Source organism: Salegentibacter haimaensis, assembly GCF_054121495.1.
Map to the genome: position 1 here is coordinate 75304 of NZ_JBSYGH010000012.1, position 20228 is coordinate 95531.

Below are 20228 nucleotides of genomic sequence, written 5' to 3' on the forward strand. Positions count from 1 at the left end.
CTAAATGGCTAATTCAACAACCCGAGCACCTCAAAAAGAATTATTTGGGCATCCGGTAGGATTATATATCCTGTTTTTAACTGAAATGTGGGAACGCTTCTCTTATTATGGGATGCGTGCAATTTTGGTGCTTTATCTGGTAAGTGCCACCACCGATGGCAATGCAGGTTTAGGTTGGACTCAACCAGAAGCTCTTGCACTTTACGGCTGGTATACCATGTTGGTTTACGTGGCTTCCATACCCGGTGGGATGATAGCCGATAAATTATTAGGTCAGAAAAAAGCGGTGCTTTGGGGAGGTATAATTCTCGTGGCCGGGCATACAATTTTAGCGATAGAAGAGATGTGGGCCTTTTATTCGGGTCTTGGTCTCATTATCGTGGGAGTAGGGCTTTTAAAGGCTAATATCTCCACGATGGTAGGAGGACTTTATAAACAGGGCGATATTCGAAGAGATAAAGGTTTCACCATCTTTTACATAGGAATTAACCTGGGTGCGTTTCTTTCCAGTTTGATTGTAGGTTATGTAGGGGAAAATATTGGCTGGCATTATGGCTTTGGTCTTGCGGGGATCGCTATGGCTCTTGGACTTATTGTTTACTGGTGGGGGCAACGTTATCTAACCAACGTTGGAAATCTGCTCTCTAAGGTAGAACGAAGCGAAGGGGCTTCGTTAAGAAACCTGTTTTCAGATTTATTCAAATCTCCACTTCAGCTTTTTATAAGCGGAGCTTTAATGATCTTTTCTCTATACTGGACTGTGATGCAGGATTGGGCCTACGGTCTGTTATTTGTATTTATCTCTCTGGTTACTGCTATGATGCTTATGATTTATAAAGATCTTACCACGCAAGTAATGAAAGATCGTTATGTAGTGATGTTGCTTTCTTTTATTTTGGTAATCGTTTTCTGGGGAGCCTTTGAGCAGGCCGGTGGTTTGATGAATATCTATGCTTTTGAAAAGACCAATCGTAGTTTGCCTTTTAGCCTTCCATTAATAGGGAATGAAGTTCCCGCATCCTGGTTTCAGTCTTTAAATGCGATGTTTATTATCATCTTTGGGGTGATAGTGGCAAATTTCTGGGCCAGACGAAAACTTAAAAGTAAAGAGGCTTCATCCATTTTCAAGATGGCAACCGGGGTTATCATTATGGGGCTTGGCTTCGTTTTTATGGTGGGGGCTTCCCTTCAATTCGAAGAAAACGGAGCTTCGGCTATGTACTGGTTGGTGTTGGCATATCTGTTTCATACCATTGGAGAGCTTTGCTCATCGCCGGTAGCGCTCTCTTTTATCACCAAGCTTGCGCCGATGAAATATGCATCGCTTATGATGGGGGTTTACTTCGCGGCAACCGGTTTGGGGAATAAACTCGCCGGGGTAGTAGGCGGATTTGCTTCAGAAGCAGGAGATATCGCAATCTTTTCGGGCATCACCATCTTTACCGTTGCTTTCGCAGGAATAGTTCTGTTAATGTTGAAACCTTTAAAAAGGTTAACTCACGGGGCTGAAGATAATGAAGTTGAAATGCTCGAGCAGGAACAATATGAAATCGCCGATACCGAACGCGAATAAATTAAAACCCGATTAAAATAATTAAAAAACGTTCCTTAATTTTGAGGAACGTTTTTTGTAGGTCTGAAGTTCAAATTCTAAATGTAGATGATGAAACGTATTTTTACTCTAATACTCCTTGTTTTCAGTATTAGCGCATTGCAAGCGCAGGAAATTCAATGGATGAGTATGAACGAGGCCCTGGCAGCTCAAAAAAAGCAACCTAAGAAAATCTTTATGGATGCTTACACGCTTTGGTGTGGCCCCTGCAAAATGCTCGATAAGAATACCTTCACCAATCCCGATGTAATCGATTATATCAATAAAAATTTCTATCCCGTTAAATTTAATGCTGAAGGGAACGAGGAGGTTACCTATAAAAACAAGAAATTTAGCAATCCGGGATTTGATGAAAACCGAAAAGGTAGAAACAGCACCCACGAATTTACCCGGGCTCTAAAAGTTACCGGTTATCCCAGTTTGGTGTTTTTTGATGAGGAAGCCAATTTAATTGGCCCCATTCCCGGGTATCGCACTCCAAAGCAATTGGAAATCTACCTGAAACTGTTTTCAGGAGAAGATTATAAAAAAATTACCAGTCAGGAAGCCTGGAAAGATTATGAGTCTAAGTTCGAAAGTACTTTTAAATAGGTTCAAATTTTGAAATGATACTATCCCGATTAGCGGGTAAAATTTAAGTGTTAGTTGTTCTGGAGTCTTATGGCTCCCGGAAAATGCGAAAAGTTCCCTTTTCACCGGTATGGTGGAAAGGGACTTTTTGTTTTTGGGCAGTAGCCTTCCAGTTTTTCACAAAGGAATTGTAATTACTGCCATCGGCAACCAGTATTTCCGGTTGATATATTTGAAGCAATCGCTCCAAATTGATTTTTGGAGACTGAGTCAACAAAATGATATCGGGTTTAAAATCGGGAATTAAATGTTCTGTACTATCCACCACCAAAAGATTTTTATTGCCGAACCTGTAAAAATTCTGAAGTTTGTTTACCTCAAGGCTATCGGCATTTACGCCGGTTTTGTAATTGGATAGGCTTTGCCGGGCTACAGAATCCTGGGTAGTAAAGGCCCGAATTTTCCCATTCTTAAATTCTGTAATCAGGCTGTTACGGTTGAGATGAAAAACCAGGGCATCGGCAGGACGGAAGCTTGTTTTTTCTGAAATGAATATCAATTGTAGGCCGATGATACAAACAAGAAGGGCTACCAGCTGACTATAACGCTTTCCGTAGAGATAAAAAATTAGCGAAAGTATGCAGAGATAAGCGAGCAGCACCTGCCAGATGCTAAAGTGAATTTCAGAAAAAATAAAGTCTTCCTGGTTTGCAACCCAATTAATAAAAGCGTTTAGTCGGGATAAAATTTCATTATTAAAGCTCGAGAAAATTGCCGGGACCATCCCGAGCAGGGAAAGAAAGATCAACAGAATTCCGCCGGCGAGAATAATTGCAAGCACGGGTAAAACCACCAGGTTAGAGACTAAAAACAAACCCGGAAACTGATGAAAGTAATACAGGCTTAATGGCAAAACCCCAATTTGAGCTGCCAAACTCACCGTAAAAATATCCCAGAAATATTTGATAATTCTAGTCTTTGGCTTAAAAATACCTGCCAATTTGGGTTGAATACTAACAATGGCAAATACCGCCAAATAACTTAATTGAAAACCCACCTGAAAAATCAAAAATGGGCTAAAAAGTATTAAAAAGAAAAACGAGGTAAACAGGCTGTTCATTACGCTGGTTTTTCGGTTAAGCTGCATTCCAATGGCTACAAAAGAAAACATACTAACCGCACGGGTAACCGAGGGAGAAAGGCCTGCTATGATGGCAAATACCCAAAGCGATGTAAGGAGCAGTATGGTCTTAATTATTCTTCCCCGGGGGCTATGATTTAAAAATCTAAAAAGATGGTTTAGAAGCAGTAAAATAATACCCACGTGCAGGCCCGAAACAGCCAGAATATGCACAGCGCCTGCCGCAGCATAAGCAGCATAGGTTTGAGTAGAAAGATCCTGGCGCTGGCCTAAAAGTAGGGCCTGCATAACGGCAAACTCGTCATCGCCAAAATTCTCCTGTTGCAACTTCGATATAACTTTTGATCTAAACCTGGCTGCCAGCGCTTTTAAGGACCACCGGTTATGCCCGGTTTTGAGAATTGCTTCAGGCTGAAGTTGTATTTGCCTGTAAATCTCCTGCCTGTGCATATAGTTTCGGTAATCGAATTGAAACGGATTTCCGGGAGGTTTAAACTCATTAGTTTCAAAAGGCAATAAAAGTCGGTCGCCGGGCTGAAAATGAGCCAGGCTGTCGGCCGGGAGGTTGAGAAATATTTTGCCTGCAACCTGTATGCTGCTATCTCCCGAAATAAGTTTTTCTGAATTCAGGATATACCTCCTGGAAAAATTGGTAGGTTTTAGATTTTCTGAAATTTCCCCGCTTAGCAGCCAATTTTCAGGCTCATTTTCAGCTGAAAAATTAAGGTAATGATCGCTGCGGTTTTCGGGCAGACGCAGGCTGGAATTCAGAATTCCCAGACAAAAAAGAAGCAGGAGCGCCAAACTTCCGAAGAGATTATCTGGAAAGATCATTCTCTTTTCACGCCGGTAAGCGAAAAAGAAGAGCGCTAAAAGCGTAATGCAAATTAATACAATAAACGCAGGGGAGAGGTCTATATAAAACCCTAGCAAACACCCGGCCCCAAAGACCAGCGCGATTTTAATAAGGCTAAAATTGAGCAAATTCATCCCTCCTGGAAATTAAGCGGGGCGAAGTCCTGAAGATATAAAAAATTACAATAACCTGCGCGCCATCACAAAGGCCTGTTGCCAGTAGTTTTCAGAAAGAGAGGAGATTATGACTCCCCTGGAAGTCGAGGAATGGATAAAAAGAATTTGGTCCTGAAGCACATCGACCACCAAACCTACGTGATTGATTACTTTTCGGTTTTTATCGGTTTCAAAGAACAAAAGATCGCCAATAGTGACTTCTTTTAGGAATAAGCGTTTTCCCTGCAGGGACAAATCCCGGGAGGTACGCGGCAGGGGAATATCTTCTTCAAGGAATGACACATAAACCAGGCCCGAGCAATCCATACCTTTTTTGGTAGTTCCTCCGTATTTATAAGGAGTGCCTTCAAATTTTTGAGCATTGGCCACTATTTTATAGGCCTTGTGATTTTTGGGCTCGGCGGCGGTGGAGATGCCGGATTTTTTAGCTGAAATTGCCGATTTCTTTGAACTGCCGCAGGAAGCCATTAAAATGGCTAAAATAAATAACAGGCCGAATCTCTTTAAAATCATTGCGCTTCTTTTATATGCTTAACGATTAAACGGGCGGTTTTCTTGCTTGCACCCGGGCCACCAAGTTTTTGTTCCAGCTCATAATAATCGCCAAAGATTTCCTTTCGGCGATCTTCCTCCAGAATAGCAGATAATTCCCTCCTCAGACTTTTGGCATTAAACTTTCGCTGAATGAGTTCGGTGACTACTTCCCGGTTCATAATTAGGTTAACCAGCGAGATATACTCCAGATCTACAATTCTTTTTGCGATTTGATAGGAGACGAAATTACCTTTATAGCATACCACTTCAGGCACTTTAAAGAGCGCGGTCTCCAGGGTCGCAGTTCCCGAAGTTACCAGGGCTGCGTGGGCAAGGCTTAATAATTCGTAGGTGCGATTTTGAACCACCTGTACATTGCTCTTTTGGGTGTATTGGCTGTAGAATTCGATTTCCTGGCTGGGAGCACCTGCGATCACAAATTGGTAATCTGGAAAATGCCGCGTTACCTCCAGCATAGTTTGCAACATTTTTGCAATTTCCTGTTTACGGCTTCCGGGGAGCAGGGCGATAATTGGGCGATCGTCGAGTTCGTTTTCAGATTTAAATTTAAACTCCTCTATTTGCTCGATATCGGCAATCGCATCAAGCAAAGGATGTCCTACAAAATGCACAGGAAACTGATGTTTTTCCTCATAAAATTCCTTTTCAAATGGTAGGATAACATACATAAAATCTACATCCCGTTTTATCGCAGAGATGCGATTTTCTTTCCAGGCCCATATTTGCGGAGAAATATAATAATGGGTTTGAATGCCTTTTTCTTTCGCCCATTTTGCGATTCGCATATTAAACCCGGGGTAGTCTATAAAGATGATCGCATCTGGTTTGAAATCGGCTATATCCTGCTTGCAGAAAGAAATATTCCTTAGTATGGTGCGAATGTTTAGGAGCACTTCGGCAAAGCCCATAAAGGCCAGCTCGCGGTAGTGTTTTACCAGTTTGCCGCCCTGGGCCTGCATAAGATCGCCTCCCCAAAAGCGAAATTGGGCTTCGGGGTCTTCGGCCTTCAGGGCTTTCATCAAATTGGAGGCGTGTAAATCGCCCGAGGCTTCGCCGGCTATCAGGTAATATTTCATCTACAGGATTTTAAAAACAGCCATCACCACGGCGGCCAGCATAGTAGCCATCAACACGCCACGGGCGTGATAGGTTTGTTTTTTCTTCAGAAACACAAAAAAGGGTAAAAAATTGAAAACTGCACCCAGGGCTATAATTTTACCCAGGTAGTCATTTCGAAGCGCATCCTGCAGGGTTTCGTCTATATTATATTCAGAAAAAAGGCTGATATAGAGCAAAATCCCGGCGATATTCGCTGAAATCCCAACTAAAAATCCAATAAAGATATTTTGCTTAATCATTGAGTTTCCAGTTATTCAAATCATCGAGAAAATGATGCGCGGTTAGATCGAATTGCACCGGGACAACCGATACATACCCGTTTGCAAGTGCCCATTCGTCGGTATCCTGGCCGTTGTCTTTATTAACAAATCTTCCGGTGAGCCAATAATAGTCCCGCCCCTGCGGGTTGGTTCTCTTGTCGAATTCTTCTTCCCAGTGCGCGTTGGCCTGCCTGCAAACTTTTATACCTTTAATCTCAGATTCGGGTAGTTTTGGAAGGTTTACATTGAGCACCACGCCGGTTGGAAGTCCGTTTTTAAGAACATTGCGGGTGATGGCTTTTACAAATTTCTTGGAAGGTTCAAAATCGGCGGTGAGCGAATAATCCAGAAGGGAAAACCCGATGGCCGGGATGCCTTCAATTCCGGCTTCGACTGCTGCACTCATAGTGCCTGAATAGATCACGTTGATCGAAGAATTGCTACCGTGGTTAATTCCACTCACACAAAGGTCGGGTTTTCGGTGCAGGATTTCCTGGGTGGCGATTTTAACGCAATCGGCCGGGGTTCCTGAACAACTAAACTCTTTATGTTTGTAATTTTCTTTGATGGTGACGGGTTCACAAAAAAGGGTGTCGCTAATGGTGATGGCGTGACCCATTCCGCTTTGCGGGCTATCGGGCGCTACCACTATTACATCGCCCAAATCTTTCATTACTTCAATTAAAGCTCTTATTCCCGGTGCGGTGATCCCATCATCGTTGGTCACCAGAATTAAGGGTTTTTCCTTAGTCATAGATTCAAAATTATGTTTGCTAAAATAGTAATTTCCGGGGGAAAGCTTATCTTAGTAGTTTAACAAATAAATAGCGTGAAATTAAGGCCTTGGCACAGTTTTTTATGTATTTTGGTGAGCAATTTAGGATGAAATTAAAAAGATTTATGAAAAGGAATTTTAGTGTATTGGTTCTGCTGTTGGTGATGGCAGTGACCTCTTGCAGCTTCACAACCCGAAGCTTTAACGACCCGAACAAAGATAAACTTCTAATAGACCTAATCACTTATGTGCTTAGTCAGGGACATTTTGAAGCTAAAGATATTAACGATGACTTCTCACGTGGGGTCTATGAGGATTATTTAACCAGTCTCGATGCCAGTAAGCGCTTTTTCTACGCCAGCGATATCGAGGAATTTTCTAAATATGAAACTTTGATCGACGACCAGATCAAAGAAAAAGACATTAGTTTTTTCGATCTTACTTTTGATAGATACCAGCAACGAGCCGAGGAGGCCAGAAGTTTATATAAAGAAATTCTAAGCCAGCCGTTTGATTTTTCTGTAAAGGAAGAAATCAATACCGATTATGAAAATATGGATTATGTAGCTTCTCCCGAAGCTTTAAAAGAACGTTGGAGAAAGCAGCTGAAGTTTTCTACCCTAATCACTTATTACGATAAGATGGAGGAGGAGCAACAGAAACTTGAAAATGATCCTGATTATGAAATGAAATCTCCTGAAGAGCTCGAAAAAGAAGCCCGTGAAGTTACTCTTACTTCTTTAGATGAGTATTACGACTTTACCGATGATCTTGAGCGCAAGGATTATTTCCACGCTTATATCAACGCCATCGTAGAGGAGTTTGATCCTCATACATTCTATTTTGCTCCCCAGGATAAAGACAGGTTTGATATCGCTATGTCTGGAAAACTTGAAGGTATAGGCGCCAGACTTCAGAAAAAATCTGATAACATCACCATTATGGAGGTAATTTCCGGAGGTCCTGCCTGGAGAAGCGATGAATTGAGCGAAGGGGACGTGATCTTAAAAGTGAAGCAGGAAGATGAGGAAGAACCGGTGAGTATAGTGGGTATGCGACTGGACGATGCGGTTGAACTTATCAAAGGTCCAAAAGATTCAAAAGTAACCCTTACCGTTCGCAAGAAATTATTGGGAACCATAGAAGATATTATCCTTACCCGCGATGTGGTAGAGATTGAAGAAACCTACGCCAAAACAACTATGGTGGAGAAGGAAGGTAAGAAATTTGGTGTGGTGAATTTGCCGAAATTCTACTTTGATATGGAGAACTACGAGAACCGCAATGCAGCTTCAGATGTTCAAAAAGCTGTGATTAGCCTGAAAGAACAAAATATGGAAGGTCTCGTAATAGACCTTAGAAATAATGGTGGTGGCTCTCTGAAAACAGTAGTGGATATCGCCGGAATGTTTATCGATAAAGGTCCTATTGTTCAGGTAAAATCTACCGGTTCCAGAAAAGAGGTTTTAAAAGATCAGGAACCCGGTACTTTATGGGACGGTCCTCTAGTGATTCTGGTAAATGAACTTTCGGCATCAGCTTCAGAAATCCTTGCTGCAGCAATGCAGGATTATAAAAGAGCTATTGTTATTGGTAGTAAACAAACCTATGGAAAGGGTACTGTTCAGAACGTAATTGACCTTAACCGATGGCTGCGAAATAGCGATTATGGCGATATGGGAGCTCTTAAATTAACCACTCAAAAATTCTATAGAGTAAATGGTGGTTCTACCCAATTAGAGGGAGTGAAGAGCGACGTGGTTGTTCCAGATCGTTATAGCTTTGTAGATATTGGTGAAAAAGATCAATCGAATCCGCTTCCCTGGGATAAAATAGATGCAGCCAGTTATGATGTGTGGGATGGTTATATAGATTTTGAAGAAGCCATTGCTAACAGTAAAAAGCGAATGCAGGATAATGCCCAAATTAAGCTTATCGAAGAGAATGCTAAATGGGTTAAAACTCAAAGTGAAAAGAATATTCATCCTTTAAGCCTTGAAGATTATAGAAAACAGGCTGAAGCAAATAAAGAACAGGCTAAATATTTTGAGGGTATCAAAGAATATAAAACCAATCTTACTTATAAATCTCTGCCTTACGAAGAAACCCTGTTTGAATCTGACACTCTTCTTAAAGAGAAAAGAGAAAGATGGCATACCAGCCTGAGTAGAGACGTGTATGTTGAAGAAGCTATCAATGTGTTATATGATATGAAAGTGAAGAATATACATCAATCTAAACTTGCAAAACTGCGGGATTAAATTTTTGTATTATCAGTAATAAAGAAGGCTGTCCTCAAGGGTAGCCTTCTTTGTTTTATGATGAAGCTGAAGATTGATTCAATAAAAAGTGAATGCTGAAATTTTGCTTTTTTAGATAAATCGTAAGTTTACACCCAGAAGATTTCTTCGCTTAAATAATTCAATATGCTTAAAAGAAAATTTATTTATCCTCTCCTAATTCTATTCGTTGCAGCCATATTGCTGGTAGTAGAACAATGCTCCTAGAGCGACATCCTGTCGGCATCCAGTTTTATAAAGATAAAAATAAGGATGGTGAAAGCCCATAACCCTGAACCTCCATAACTAAGCAAGGGGAGGGGGATACCTACAGTTGGGAATATCCCGATAACCATTCCTATGTTTACCAAAAAGTGCATAAAAATGATTCCAATAACGCTATAGCCATAAACCCTGTTGAATTGTGAACGTTGCCGCTCGGCCATATACAGTAAGCGAATCATCAATAAAATAAAAAGTGCGATCACCAGAGTACTTCCCAGAAAACCCCATTCTTCACCTACCGTGCTAAAGATATAATCGGTATGTTGCTCGGGTACAAAATGGCCTTTGGTTTGAGTGCCTTCGGTCCAGCCCTTTCCAAACCAACCGCCGCTACCAATGGCAATTTCACTCTGGTTGGTATTATAGCCGATACCCCGCGCATCTACTTCTTTTCCTAAAACGATGTTGAAACGATCACGATGGTGTTGTTTAAAAACATTTTCAAAAACATAGTCTACCGACAGGGTGAAACCCACCGCCACTCCTACAAGAAACAGGTATTTAATGATATTGGGGCGTCGCTTTAGGTTTTTCAGAAAAAACAGCAAGGCTATTACCGCAACCCCAATAATTACATATACCGGCCCAAAAGCGAGGGTGGCTACAAAAATTGCCGCCGCGAAAAAACCTATAAGCAAATATGCAAAATGCAAACCTTCGCGATAAAGCGGAAAAATAAATGAAAAATATACCAGGCCACTTCCTGCATCGGGTTGCAGCATCACCAAAATTACCGGTAAGGCCAAAATAGTAAATACCCGAACCTGATGTTTAAATTCCTGAATATTCACCTGGATTCCGCTAAGATATTTGGCTATTGCCAGTGCCGTGGCGGCCTTGGCAAATTCGGCAGGTTGAAGGCTAACCGGGCCCATGACATACCAGGCCGTTTGGCCGGCGATGGTTTTTCCGAATACAAAAAGCCCGGCGAGGGAGAGCAAACTAATCACATAGATAACACTCGAAAACCGATAATAAAAGCGCGCTTCTATCGAAAGAATGATAATGATAAGAAAGACGCTTAGCGCTATCCAGAGCCCTTGTTTTCCATAAACGAAATCCAAATCGAAGATGCTGGAAGAATCGCCCGTAAGTGAAGCTGAATAAATATTAGCCCATCCAATGCCTACCAGTAAAATATAAATAAGTATAGTGATCCAGTCGAATCCCGTGCTTTTTCCCATTTACTGATTTATTCTGAAGGGTTCCCCGCTTAGCGGCTTGGCATATTCATCTTCCAGGCTGTGAGAAAGAATCCAATTCTCCATATCCTTCCGCGTAATTTCTCCTTTCATATACTGCTCTATCATTAAACTTGCAATCCTACCTGCATATCGGCTTCCCCAATACCCGTTTTCCACAAAAACAGCAATCGCAATTTTAGGATCATCTACGGGCGCAAAGGCCACAAAAATGGAATGATCGGTAAGTTGCATGCGTTTTCCGTTAAATCTGGTAAAGTTCTCGGCGGTACCGGTTTTTCCTGCAATTTCAACTCCCGGAATTTGCAAGCTCCTGGCCGTACCGCTTTTGTAAACCTCGTGCATTCCCTCTACAATGGGATCAAAAAACCGCGGTTCTATACTTGTGTGTTTTTTAGTGGTAAAATTTTCGTCTTTTATAGGATCGCCGTCAACTTCTTTTAAAATATGCGGAGTGTAATACCATCCCCGATTTGAGATTGTTGCGGCCATATTGGCCAGTTGAATAGGCGTCATTAAAACTTCTCCCTGCCCAATAGCATTGGAGAGGGTAGCGGTGGCATACCAGTTATGATTGGGATAAATCCTGTTGTAATATTGAGAATCAGGAATTTTTCCCGGTCTTCCTGTGCTTAAGTCATTGCCTAAATACTGTCCAAAACCAAAGCTTTTTAAATGCTCATTCCATACATCCATTCCTTTTTGTGGGCTTGGATATTTTTCGATGATTCTTCGGTAAATATTGGCAAAATAAGCATTACAGGAATGGGCAATACCCGGAACCATACTCAACGGACTTGGATGAGCATGGCAACCCATTTTTCGGCCTCTTCCGTAAGTGTAACCATTATAGCAGGAAAACTGGTCGCGGGTATCCACAACGCCTTCCTGCAAAGCGATAAGGGCATTCATAACTTTAAACGGAGAGCCGGGAGGATACTCGGCTAAAAGTCCGCGGTCATAAAGAGGCCTTGCAATAGTGTCGTAATAGAGTTTGGTAAAATTGGGAGAACGCTGGCGACCCACCAATAGAGCCGGGTCATAATTTGGTGCGGTTATCATTGTGAGAATTTCACCCGATTGAGGTTCGATAGCCACGATGCCCCCGCGCTTATTCTTCATCAATTTCTCACCGTAGGCCTGCAATTTGGAATCTATGGTGATGGTGAGATCTTTGCCTTTCTTGGGAAGAGTATCATAAATCCCGTCTTTATAAGGTCCTATATTACGATTAAACCGGTCTTTCTGAATATATTTCACCCCTTTTACTCCCCGAAGTAATTCTTCATATTGGCCTTCAACCCCCATTTTTCCTATAAGGTCACCTGAAATATAATAAGGGTTGTCGTTTATAATTTGTTTATTCACCTGCGCGATATATCCAAGCACATTGGCGCTATGATCTACGTGGTAATCTCTAAGCGATCGTTTTTGAATATAAAAACCTTCGTATTTGCGCATTTTCTCCTGCAAATAGGCATACTCGCTCTTGGTGAGCTGGGGAATGATTACCGATGGTAATAATGGGGAATATATTTTAGCCTTGTCCAGCCGCTTTCCAAGCTCGCGGGGAGTGATCTTTAGAATTTCGCAAAATTCAGTAGTGTCAAAAGGCTTCAGGTTTCGCGGAATCACCATCACATCATACGAAGGTTGGTTGGAAACCATCAATTCTTTATTGCGATCATAGATATACCCCCGCTGCGGATAATCGTAAACTTTTTCGATAGCATTATCTTCAGAACGAATCGCCAGCGAAGTGTCGATAACCTGCAAATAAAACAGCCTGGCCAGGAAGATCATCCCGGTTATGAGAATAATAACGTATAAAAGAATTTTTCTCATCTATATTTTCTGCTGAATAATGCCAGACTTAGAAACACCAAAATTACCGTGAAAATTGTAGAAAAAACAGTTTTCTTTAGAATAGGAATGATATGATTTAAACTGAACATTTCCAAAGAAAAAAGTATGAAATGATGAATTAAAATCATCAAAAACACATAACTGAGCCTGGCCCCAAATGGAGTGGTGCTAAGCCTGATGTTTTGATGGTCGTAACTCACTCCAAAGGAAAACCTTAACAAAAAGGGGCGTAAATAAGCTGCAATTAAACAGGCTGCGGCATTAATCCCGCCGCTGTCTTCGAAAATATCTATACTTAATCCCAGCAAGAACGAGAGGAATAAAAATAAACTCTGGTTAGAGTTGAAGGGATAGAGCAAAATAAATAAAACATAGAGATAGGGATTGATATACCCCATAAAGTTAATGTTGTTCAGCAACAACACCTGTACGAAAATGAGCAGGATGAACCTGGTGATATTTGAAATTATATGGCTATTCATCGGTCTTCTCCAGGGCTAAAATTTCTTCTTTATCGAGGTTTTCTATCACATACACATAGCCGATATTGGTCATATCATTAAAGAGCTTCACCTGTATGGTATAATAACTCTCGCTCAGGTCCAGTTCAAAATTTTCTACAGTTCCAATATGCAGGCCTTCAGGGAAAATTAAAGAGCGGCCACCGGTTACTATAGTGTCTCCCTGCTCAAGCGGTGCCTGCCGGGGTACATCGATTAGCTGTACTATATTTGGGTTTTTGCCATCCCATACCAAACTCCCGAAATGATTGGTTTTGGCCAGTCTTGCATTGATCCTGGATTCAGAATTTAAAATAGAAATCACCCTGGAGTAGCGGCTGTTAATTCGGTCTACAATTCCAATTATCCCCTGGCTGGTAACCACGCCAAATTCGGGCTCTATCCCGTGATTTTCACCCTTATCCAAAGTAAGGTAATTATCGGTTTTTGAAAAATTGTTGTTGATCACCCGTGCCGACCGAAAATAATAACTATCCCTAAATGTGATGCTATCTTTATAACTATCTATATCAATAGTGTCGTTAAGGGTGGCAATCACATTTCTTAGCTGCATATTTTCTTCAAGCAGGCGTTGATTGTATTCTTCGAGATTTAAATAATTGCTAATCCCGCTGGCCCAGGAATAAATACCCCCGGTCACCCGGTTGGCCGAACTAATAAACCGACTTTTGTGAAAGGAGTGGGTTTGGATAGTAAAAAAAACAGATAGCCCCAGCAAGAATAAGAAAAGGATATTATTCTTATTGCGGATAAGAAAATTGAATATTTGCTGCATAAGCTATCTCTCTTCCTACTTGATAAGTATTCCCTTGTAGCGGTTGAGTGTTTTTAAAGTAATTCCGGTTCCTCTTACCACAGCCCTAAGCGGGTCTTCGGCAATGTAAACCGGTAGATCGGTCTTTAGCGATAAGCGCTTGTCTAATCCTCTAAGCATTGAGCCTCCTCCGGCAAGGTAAATACCTGTATTATAAATATCGGCTGCCAGCTCGGGAGGGGTTTGAGACAGGGTTTCCATTACCGCATCTTCAATACGCAAAATCGATTTGTCAAGTGCTTTGGCGATTTCACGGTAAGAAATATTTACCTGCTTGGGTTTTCCGGTTAAAAGATCTCTACCCTGAACGCTCATTTCTTCCGGCGGCACTTCCAGATCTTCGGTTGCCGCACCTATCTGAATTTTGATCTTTTCAGCAGTTCTTTCTCCCACATACAGGTTATGCTGGGTACGCATATAGTATACGATATCGTTGGTGAAAACATCTCCGGCGATCTTTACCGATTTATCACACACGATCCCTCCAAGGGCGATCACGGCGATCTCGGTGGTTCCCCCTCCTATATCCACGATCATATTTCCCTTGGGTTGCATAATATCCACGCCAATACCAATAGCTGCAGCCATAGGTTCGTGAATAAGGTAAACCTCTTTTCCGTTCACACGCTCGGCGCTTTCTTTTACCGCCCGCATCTCTACCTCGGTAATTCCCGAGGGGATACAAATCACCATTCGCAAAGCCGGAGTAAACATTTTTTTCTTCAGCGCCGGAATTTCCTTGATGAACATAGTGAGCATTTTCTCACTGGCATCAAAATCGGCGATTACCCCATCTTTTAAGGGGCGAATAGTTTTAATGTTTTCATGGGTTTTTCCCTGCATCATTGCAGCCTCTTTCCCTACAGCGGTGATTTTGCCCGAAGTACGGTCACGTGCCACTATAGAAGGGCTATCCACCACCACCTTATCGTTATGAATAATAAGCGTGTTGGCAGTTCCTAAATCTATTGCTATTTCTTCAATGAGAAAGTCGAAAAATCCCATATTTTTTTAGTCTTGAAGTTTGGTAAATGTAATAAAATTAATGTTTAAAATGGCGTGTTCCGGTCATTACCATAGCTATATTATTTTCATTGCAATAATCTATGCTCAATTGATCTTTAATAGAGCCTCCAGGTTGAATTACAGCGGTAATCCCGGCCTTATCGGCAATCTCCACACAATCTGGAAACGGGAAAAAAGCATCACTGGCCATTACCGCTCCCTTAAGATCAAATTTAAAGGATTGCGCTTTCTCGATGCTTTGTCTTAGGGCATCAACCCTGGAGGTTTGCCCGGTACCACTGGCACATAATTGCTTGTCTTTTACCAATACGATGGTGTTCGATTTGGTATGCTTGCAAATTTTTGATGCAAACAACAGGTCAGATAACTCCCTATCTGAAGGTTTATTGTTGGTGGCCTGCGTTAAATCTTCAGCCGAATCGGTTTTTAAATCTTTATCCTGCACCAAAACCCCATTTAGACAGGTGCGTACCTGGGTTTCAGGAAGAGCCACTTCCTTTTGAACTAAAAGAATTCTGTTCTTCTTTCCTTTCAGAATTTCTTCTGATTTCGAAGAAAATGAAGGAGCGATTACCACCTCGCAGAAAAGTTTATGAATCTCTTCGGCCGTGGCTGCATCGATCTCCACATTGCTGATTAAAATTCCGCCGAAGGCAGAAACCGGGTCCCCGGCCAGCGCATCATTATAAGCTTCCAAAATAGTCTCACGTTGAGCTACCCCACAGGCATTATTGTGTTTTAAAATTGCAAAAGTGGGAGCTTCACCTTTAAATTCACTCATCAAATTCACGGCGGCATCAACGTCTAAAAGATTGTTGTAGGAAAGTTCCTTGCCGTGCAGCTTGTCGAACATCGCTTCCATATCACCAAAAAACTGTCCTTTTTGATGCGGGTTCTCCCCATATCGCAACTCCTGACCCTTTGAAAAACTTTGTTTAAAGGCAGGAATTTGAGTTTCTGTATTGAAATAATTAAAAATCGCGGTGTCGTAATGTGAAGAAACATTGAAAGCACGTGCTGCAAAGTTTTTGCGATCTGCAAGGCTGGTTTCTCCATTTTTTTCATTTAGAAGCTCCTCGAATTCTGCGTAATCTTCAACCGATGAAACACAGAGCACATCTTTAAAATTCTTGGCTGCAGCACGGATAAGAGAAATGCCTCCTATGTCTATTTTCTCTATGATATCTTCTTCTGAAGCTCCCGATGCAACGGTCTTTTCAAAAGGATAAAGGTCTACTACCACAATGTCAATTTGCGGAATCTCGTATTCAGCCAGTTCCTTAACGTCAGATTCATTATCCTGGCGATTAAGAATTCCGCCGAAAACCTTGGGGTGCAGGGTTTTTACCCTTCCGCCTAAAATCGAGGGATATGAAGTAATGTCTTCTAAAGGAACTACTTTAATGCCCAGGTCCTGGATGAATTTCTCGGTGCCGCCGGTAGAATAGATGGTGACTCCCAGGTCGTTAAGTTTTTTTACGATAGGTTCTAAGCCCTCTTTGCTGAATACAGAAATCAAAGCCGATTTGGCTTGTTTTAAATTGCTCATTGTGTTGTGTTTGATGAGGTCGCAAAAGTAAGTATTTCAACCAAAAAGCTAAAGATGTGATGCTTTAATTATTAAGAAAAATTTAAGCCATTTAAAGAGCGCATTTCTATTTCGATTATTGACCACAGATGACGCTGATTTGAATCGATTTTAATGATTTTTTATTTAATAAAACCTCTGCCTGTTTTCTTTGAACCAATCTAATTGGAAAAAATCTTTCTTTTAAATTGTGGTTTTTTTCCAAAATTAAGTAACAAGCCAATCTCAATATTCGTAGCCTTAAGATAGTTAATCAATTGGAATTCGTGTTCTTCGCAAAGGGATTCAGCAGCTTTTAATTCTATTATTACCAGATTGTTTACAAGCAAATCTGCATAATAATCTCCCACCTCTATGTTTTCATAGTAGACCTTAATTCTGGACTGTTTTTCTACATAATAGTTCATTTTCTTAAGCTCAATAAATAGGGCATTTTCATAAACTTTTTCTAGAAAGCCGTAGCCAAGAGAATTATAAACTTTAAAAAATGCCCCAATAATTTTCTCGGTAAGATCAGCGTGCTTGTAGTTTATCGTTTGCATAGTTGATTAAATGTTTACTGTTCCTATTGGCGACTATCCATTCATCTGCGTCATCTGCGTTCCAAAATATTTTAAATTTATGATTTTATTTAATGTAACGCTTTGGTTATTAATAATTTAAATTTTAGACTGAAATCTATGTAACTTTATTTAACTGACAACGTCCTATTGTTACATTTTATAAAAGGTCACTCCACCTATGCTTATCTATCTACGAGTACTAAAAGAAAGTTTCAATTTTGCGCTGAATGCGTTAAAAAATAACAAGCTGCGTACCTTTTTGTCGCTGCTGGGGGTGACCATTGGGATTTTTTCTATCATTGCCGTGTTGGCTGCGGTAGACTCTCTTGAGAAGGAAATTAAAGGCAGCCTAAGCGCTCTGGATAACAGCACCATAATCGTGATGCGTTTTTCTTTTGGCCCCACCGATGTGCCTCGCTGGAAACGGGAACAATTCCCCGATGTGAGCTACGACGAATATCAATACCTGAAACGAAATTTACCCAATACCGAAGCCATAAGCTATGTGATCGGGGTGCCTAACGAATCTATAAAATACGAAGATGTTACCACTACCGATGTGGGCGTGGGAGCAGCCACCAGCGAATACTACGATATCGAAGCCTTCGATATCGCCGAGGGCCGATTCTATAATGAATCTGAATCGGTAAGCGGGGCACCGGTAATCGTTTTGGGTCATGAAATTGCCCAGAATCTCTTCGGAAATTCAGATCCTTTGGGTAAACAGGTGCGTCTATACGGAAGAAGATTAAGCGTCATTGGAGTGCTTAAAAAACAGGGAGCAGGTTTATTTGGAAATTCCCGCGACGGCCAGGCATTCGTACCTGCCAATTTAGTACGCCGTGTTTTTGGTGATAATAATAAAGGCATATTTCCACAGTTGGTTATTAAACCCGAAAGCGGGGTAGATAATGCCGAATTTATAGCGATGCTTGAGCAACAAATTCGAAATTACCGTGGGATTAAACCCGGCGACGATAATAATTTCTTTGTAAATCAGCTGCAGGGCTTTGCCGATTTTCTCGATAATATCACCAGCCAAATGAATTTAATTGGCCTTATCATTAGCGGATTTTCACTCCTGGTAGGAGGCTTTGGAATTGCTAATATTATGTTTGTGAGCGTAAAAGAACGAACCAACTTAATTGGGATTCAAAAATCCCTGGGAGCGAAAAATAAATTTATTTTATTCCAGTTCCTTTTTGAAGCTGTAATACTATCGGTAATTGGAGGTTTGGTAGGACTCTTCATGGTGTGGCTGGTCTCTATTGGTGCGTCCCAGTTTACCGGAGATTTTCAGTTTGTACTTTCTCCTTTCAACATTATGATTGGAACAATAGTAGCTGCCGTGATCGGCCTGGTTTCAGGAATCATCCCGGCAATTTCAGCCTCAAGATTAGATCCTGTAGAAGCGATTAGAACGGGAATGTAAGCTGTAAGTTAGAAATTAGAGGTATGAAGTTAGAAGTTTCATTTACGTCGTACTTCTAACTTCATACTTCTAACTTAATATCTTTGCTATTTCCTCATTCACCCATTCCAAAAATCTTTCATCTTCGATGTTAAATGGATTTGGAGTATGGGAGTCGATATCGATTTGGCCAATGTTTTCACCATTCACAAATAATGGAATCACGATCTCGGCCTTTACGTGAATACTGCAGGCGATATAGTTGTCTTGCGCTTTAACATCTGGTACCACGAAATTTTCATTAGAAACAGCAACCTGTCCGCAAATACCTTTTCCAAAGGGAATAATAGTATGATCGGTTGGTTCGCCGGCAAAAGCCCGAAGCTTTAATTCATTTTTATCACCATTTTTAAAATAAAACCCAACCCAATCATAATACGGAATATTTTCCTGAAGAACGGCACAAACCTGTTCCATTCTGTGGTCTACAGAAAGATTTTCATTTGAAAGTATTTCGCTTATCTGCGGTTTTAATTCTTGAAATGGCATAACTAATATTTTGGTGCAAAAGTATTTAAAAATTCTCGCAGTAGCTGAAGACGAAATGTATAAATTTGTTAAAAACCAAAGCCAAATTTGCTCCAATTATTTCAGAAATATAAATCGGTACTGCGCTTCATCGCTATGTTTCTGGGCAGTTATTTGGTGTTTTCGGTTATCTATCATCTTTATCTCAGGCTGTTTCGTTCGGCCACCTATTATCCCGATTACATTACGCATTTGGTAGCCAAACAAAGCGAGGCCCTAATTGCATCTATGGGATATAAAGCTGAAATCATCCCGCATTTGTCTGAGCTTTCTATGAAACTTATCGTAAACAACACTTACCTGGCCCGAATCGTAGAAGGTTGTAACGCGGTGAGCATCATCATACTTTTTGCCGCTTTTGTACTGTCGTTTTTTGGAAAATTGAAACTCACTTTATTTTACCTCCTTGCCGGGGCAGTAATTATTTATGCGATGAATATCATTAGAATCGCTATTCTTGCTATTGGGATCTATGAATACCCTCAGCATACCGAATTTCTACATAGCATAATTTTCCCACTCATTATCTACGGCACCGTATTTATCCTCTGGGTGATCTGGGTTAGAATCTATTCAACAAAAAGCCTATGAAACTAATTTTGCGCTTATCGGGGATTGGGTTTTTGGTGCTGTTGCTGGTTTTGGTACGGCTTTTTGAACACCAGTTGTTTTACGATCCCTTAATCGATTTTTATCGCTATGGAGGCTATCTCTCGGGGGTGATTCCTCCAATTGATTTTCCGAAATTATTACTGAATTTAAGCCTGCGCTTTTGGATAAACAGTCTTATTTCTCTGGCAATACTGTATGTGGCCTTCCGTGAAATAAATATCGTGAAATTCGCTTCCCTGCTGTATTCTATTATTTTTTTCTTCGGAATGCTGGCCTTCATCTTTTTCGTTTTGAATTTAGATAAGGGCAATGTGATGACCCTTTTTTATATTCGACGCTTTCTAATTCACCCGGTTTTTATTCTTATTTTGCTTCCGGCATTTTATTATTACCGGCTTCAGAAGAGACA

18 protein-coding genes and 1 pseudogene are annotated in these 20228 nt (G+C 41.0%); 6 read left to right on the top strand and 13 right to left on the bottom strand.

The features are described from left to right. Window positions 1–4 precede the first annotated feature (4 nt). The gene (locus tag ACW6QP_RS12030; RefSeq protein ID WP_457911118.1) at window positions 5–1573 is read left to right on the top strand and encodes a peptide MFS transporter; all 1569 of its coding nucleotides are present in this window, start codon (window positions 5–7) and stop codon (window positions 1571–1573) included. Window positions 1574–1663: 90 nt separating this feature from the next. Continuing rightward, complete coding sequence (locus ACW6QP_RS12035; protein WP_457911153.1) at window positions 1664–2203, top strand: thioredoxin family protein; 540 nt, start codon at window positions 1664–1666, stop codon at window positions 2201–2203. Between the two features lie 67 nt (window positions 2204–2270). On the opposite strand, the gene ACW6QP_RS12040 is transcribed toward ACW6QP_RS12035, so the two are convergent. The 5 genes from ACW6QP_RS12040 to surE are packed head-to-tail and all read right to left on the bottom strand — an operon-like array spanning window position 2271 to window position 7043. Further along, entirely contained in the window at window positions 2271–4313 is a 2043-nt protein-coding gene (locus ACW6QP_RS12040) for a ComEC/Rec2 family competence protein (protein WP_457911119.1), read from the bottom strand. 45 nt (window positions 4314–4358) lie between these two features. Further along, a complete protein-coding gene (locus ACW6QP_RS12045; protein ID WP_457911120.1) occupies window positions 4359–4868 on the bottom strand; it encodes a C40 family peptidase in 510 nt (169 codons plus the stop codon). Further along, the gene (lpxB, locus tag ACW6QP_RS12050) at window positions 4865–5986 is read right to left on the bottom strand and encodes a lipid-A-disaccharide synthase (RefSeq protein ID WP_457911121.1); all 1122 of its coding nucleotides are present in this window, start codon (window positions 5984–5986) and stop codon (window positions 4865–4867) included. Before lpxB ends, ACW6QP_RS12045 begins: the two co-directional genes overlap by 4 nt. Continuing rightward, entirely contained in the window at window positions 5987–6268 is a 282-nt protein-coding gene (locus tag ACW6QP_RS12055; RefSeq protein ID WP_457911122.1) for a hypothetical protein, read from the bottom strand. It abuts the gene before it with no gap. After that, complete coding sequence (gene surE / locus ACW6QP_RS12060) at window positions 6261–7043, bottom strand: 5'/3'-nucleotidase SurE (RefSeq protein WP_457911123.1); 783 nt, start codon at window positions 7041–7043, stop codon at window positions 6261–6263. Before surE ends, ACW6QP_RS12055 begins: the two co-directional genes overlap by 8 nt. A gap of 146 nt (window positions 7044–7189) precedes the next feature. Here surE and ACW6QP_RS12065 point away from each other — a divergent pair, with 146 nt between their 5' ends. After that, window positions 7190–9325: a carboxy terminal-processing peptidase gene (locus ACW6QP_RS12065; RefSeq protein ID WP_457911124.1), complete on the top strand. Its 2136-nt coding sequence runs from the start codon at window positions 7190–7192 to the stop codon at window positions 9323–9325. 242 nt (window positions 9326–9567) lie between these two features. On the opposite strand, the gene rodA is transcribed toward ACW6QP_RS12065, so the two are convergent. The 7 genes from rodA to ACW6QP_RS12100 all read right to left on the bottom strand — a co-directional run bounded on the left by rodA (window position 9568) and on the right by ACW6QP_RS12100 (window position 17187). Further along, window positions 9568–10812, bottom strand: a complete 1245-nt coding sequence (rodA, locus tag ACW6QP_RS12070; RefSeq protein WP_457911125.1) for a rod shape-determining protein RodA — start codon at window positions 10810–10812, stop codon at window positions 9568–9570. Beyond that, on the bottom strand, window positions 10813–12675 hold the full coding sequence (gene mrdA / locus ACW6QP_RS12075; protein ID WP_457911126.1) for a penicillin-binding protein 2: 1863 nt from the start codon (window positions 12673–12675) through the stop codon (window positions 10813–10815). Further along, window positions 12672–13178, bottom strand: coding sequence for a rod shape-determining protein MreD (locus ACW6QP_RS12080; RefSeq protein ID WP_457911127.1), 507 nt, complete (start codon window positions 13176–13178; stop codon window positions 12672–12674). The genes mrdA and ACW6QP_RS12080 overlap by 4 nt, the downstream gene beginning before the upstream one ends. Next, window positions 13171–13992: a rod shape-determining protein MreC gene (gene mreC / locus ACW6QP_RS12085; protein WP_457911128.1), complete on the bottom strand. Its 822-nt coding sequence runs from the start codon at window positions 13990–13992 to the stop codon at window positions 13171–13173. Before mreC ends, ACW6QP_RS12080 begins: the two co-directional genes overlap by 8 nt. A gap of 15 nt (window positions 13993–14007) precedes the next feature. Further along, window positions 14008–15036: a rod shape-determining protein gene (locus ACW6QP_RS12090; protein ID WP_457911129.1), complete on the bottom strand. Its 1029-nt coding sequence runs from the start codon at window positions 15034–15036 to the stop codon at window positions 14008–14010. 37 nt (window positions 15037–15073) lie between these two features. Next, the gene (gene purH / locus ACW6QP_RS12095) at window positions 15074–16606 is read right to left on the bottom strand and encodes a bifunctional phosphoribosylaminoimidazolecarboxamide formyltransferase/IMP cyclohydrolase (RefSeq protein ID WP_457911130.1); all 1533 of its coding nucleotides are present in this window, start codon (window positions 16604–16606) and stop codon (window positions 15074–15076) included. 200 nt (window positions 16607–16806) lie between these two features. Then, on the bottom strand, window positions 16807–17187 hold the full coding sequence (locus tag ACW6QP_RS12100) for a GxxExxY protein (RefSeq protein WP_457911131.1): 381 nt from the start codon (window positions 17185–17187) through the stop codon (window positions 16807–16809). Window positions 17188–17386: 199 nt separating this feature from the next. Here ACW6QP_RS12100 and ACW6QP_RS12105 point away from each other — a divergent pair, with 199 nt between their 5' ends. Further along, a complete protein-coding gene (locus ACW6QP_RS12105; protein ID WP_457911132.1) occupies window positions 17387–18640 on the top strand; it encodes an ABC transporter permease in 1254 nt (417 codons plus the stop codon). A 69-nt stretch (window positions 18641–18709) separates the two neighbouring features. On the opposite strand, the gene ACW6QP_RS12110 is transcribed toward ACW6QP_RS12105, so the two are convergent. Beyond that, the gene (locus tag ACW6QP_RS12110; RefSeq protein ID WP_457911133.1) at window positions 18710–19168 is read right to left on the bottom strand and encodes a GAF domain-containing protein; all 459 of its coding nucleotides are present in this window, start codon (window positions 19166–19168) and stop codon (window positions 18710–18712) included. Window positions 19169–19255: 87 nt separating this feature from the next. Here ACW6QP_RS12110 and xrtF point away from each other — a divergent pair, with 87 nt between their 5' ends. Then, window positions 19256–19798: an exosortase family protein XrtF gene (gene xrtF / locus ACW6QP_RS12115; RefSeq protein WP_457911134.1), complete on the top strand. Its 543-nt coding sequence runs from the start codon at window positions 19256–19258 to the stop codon at window positions 19796–19798. Beyond that, window positions 19795–20226: pseudogene (locus ACW6QP_RS12120) on the top strand (exosortase F system-associated membrane protein); the annotation flags it as partial. The gene xrtF and the pseudogene ACW6QP_RS12120, both read left to right, overlap by 4 nt. Window positions 20227–20228 lie beyond the last annotated feature (2 nt).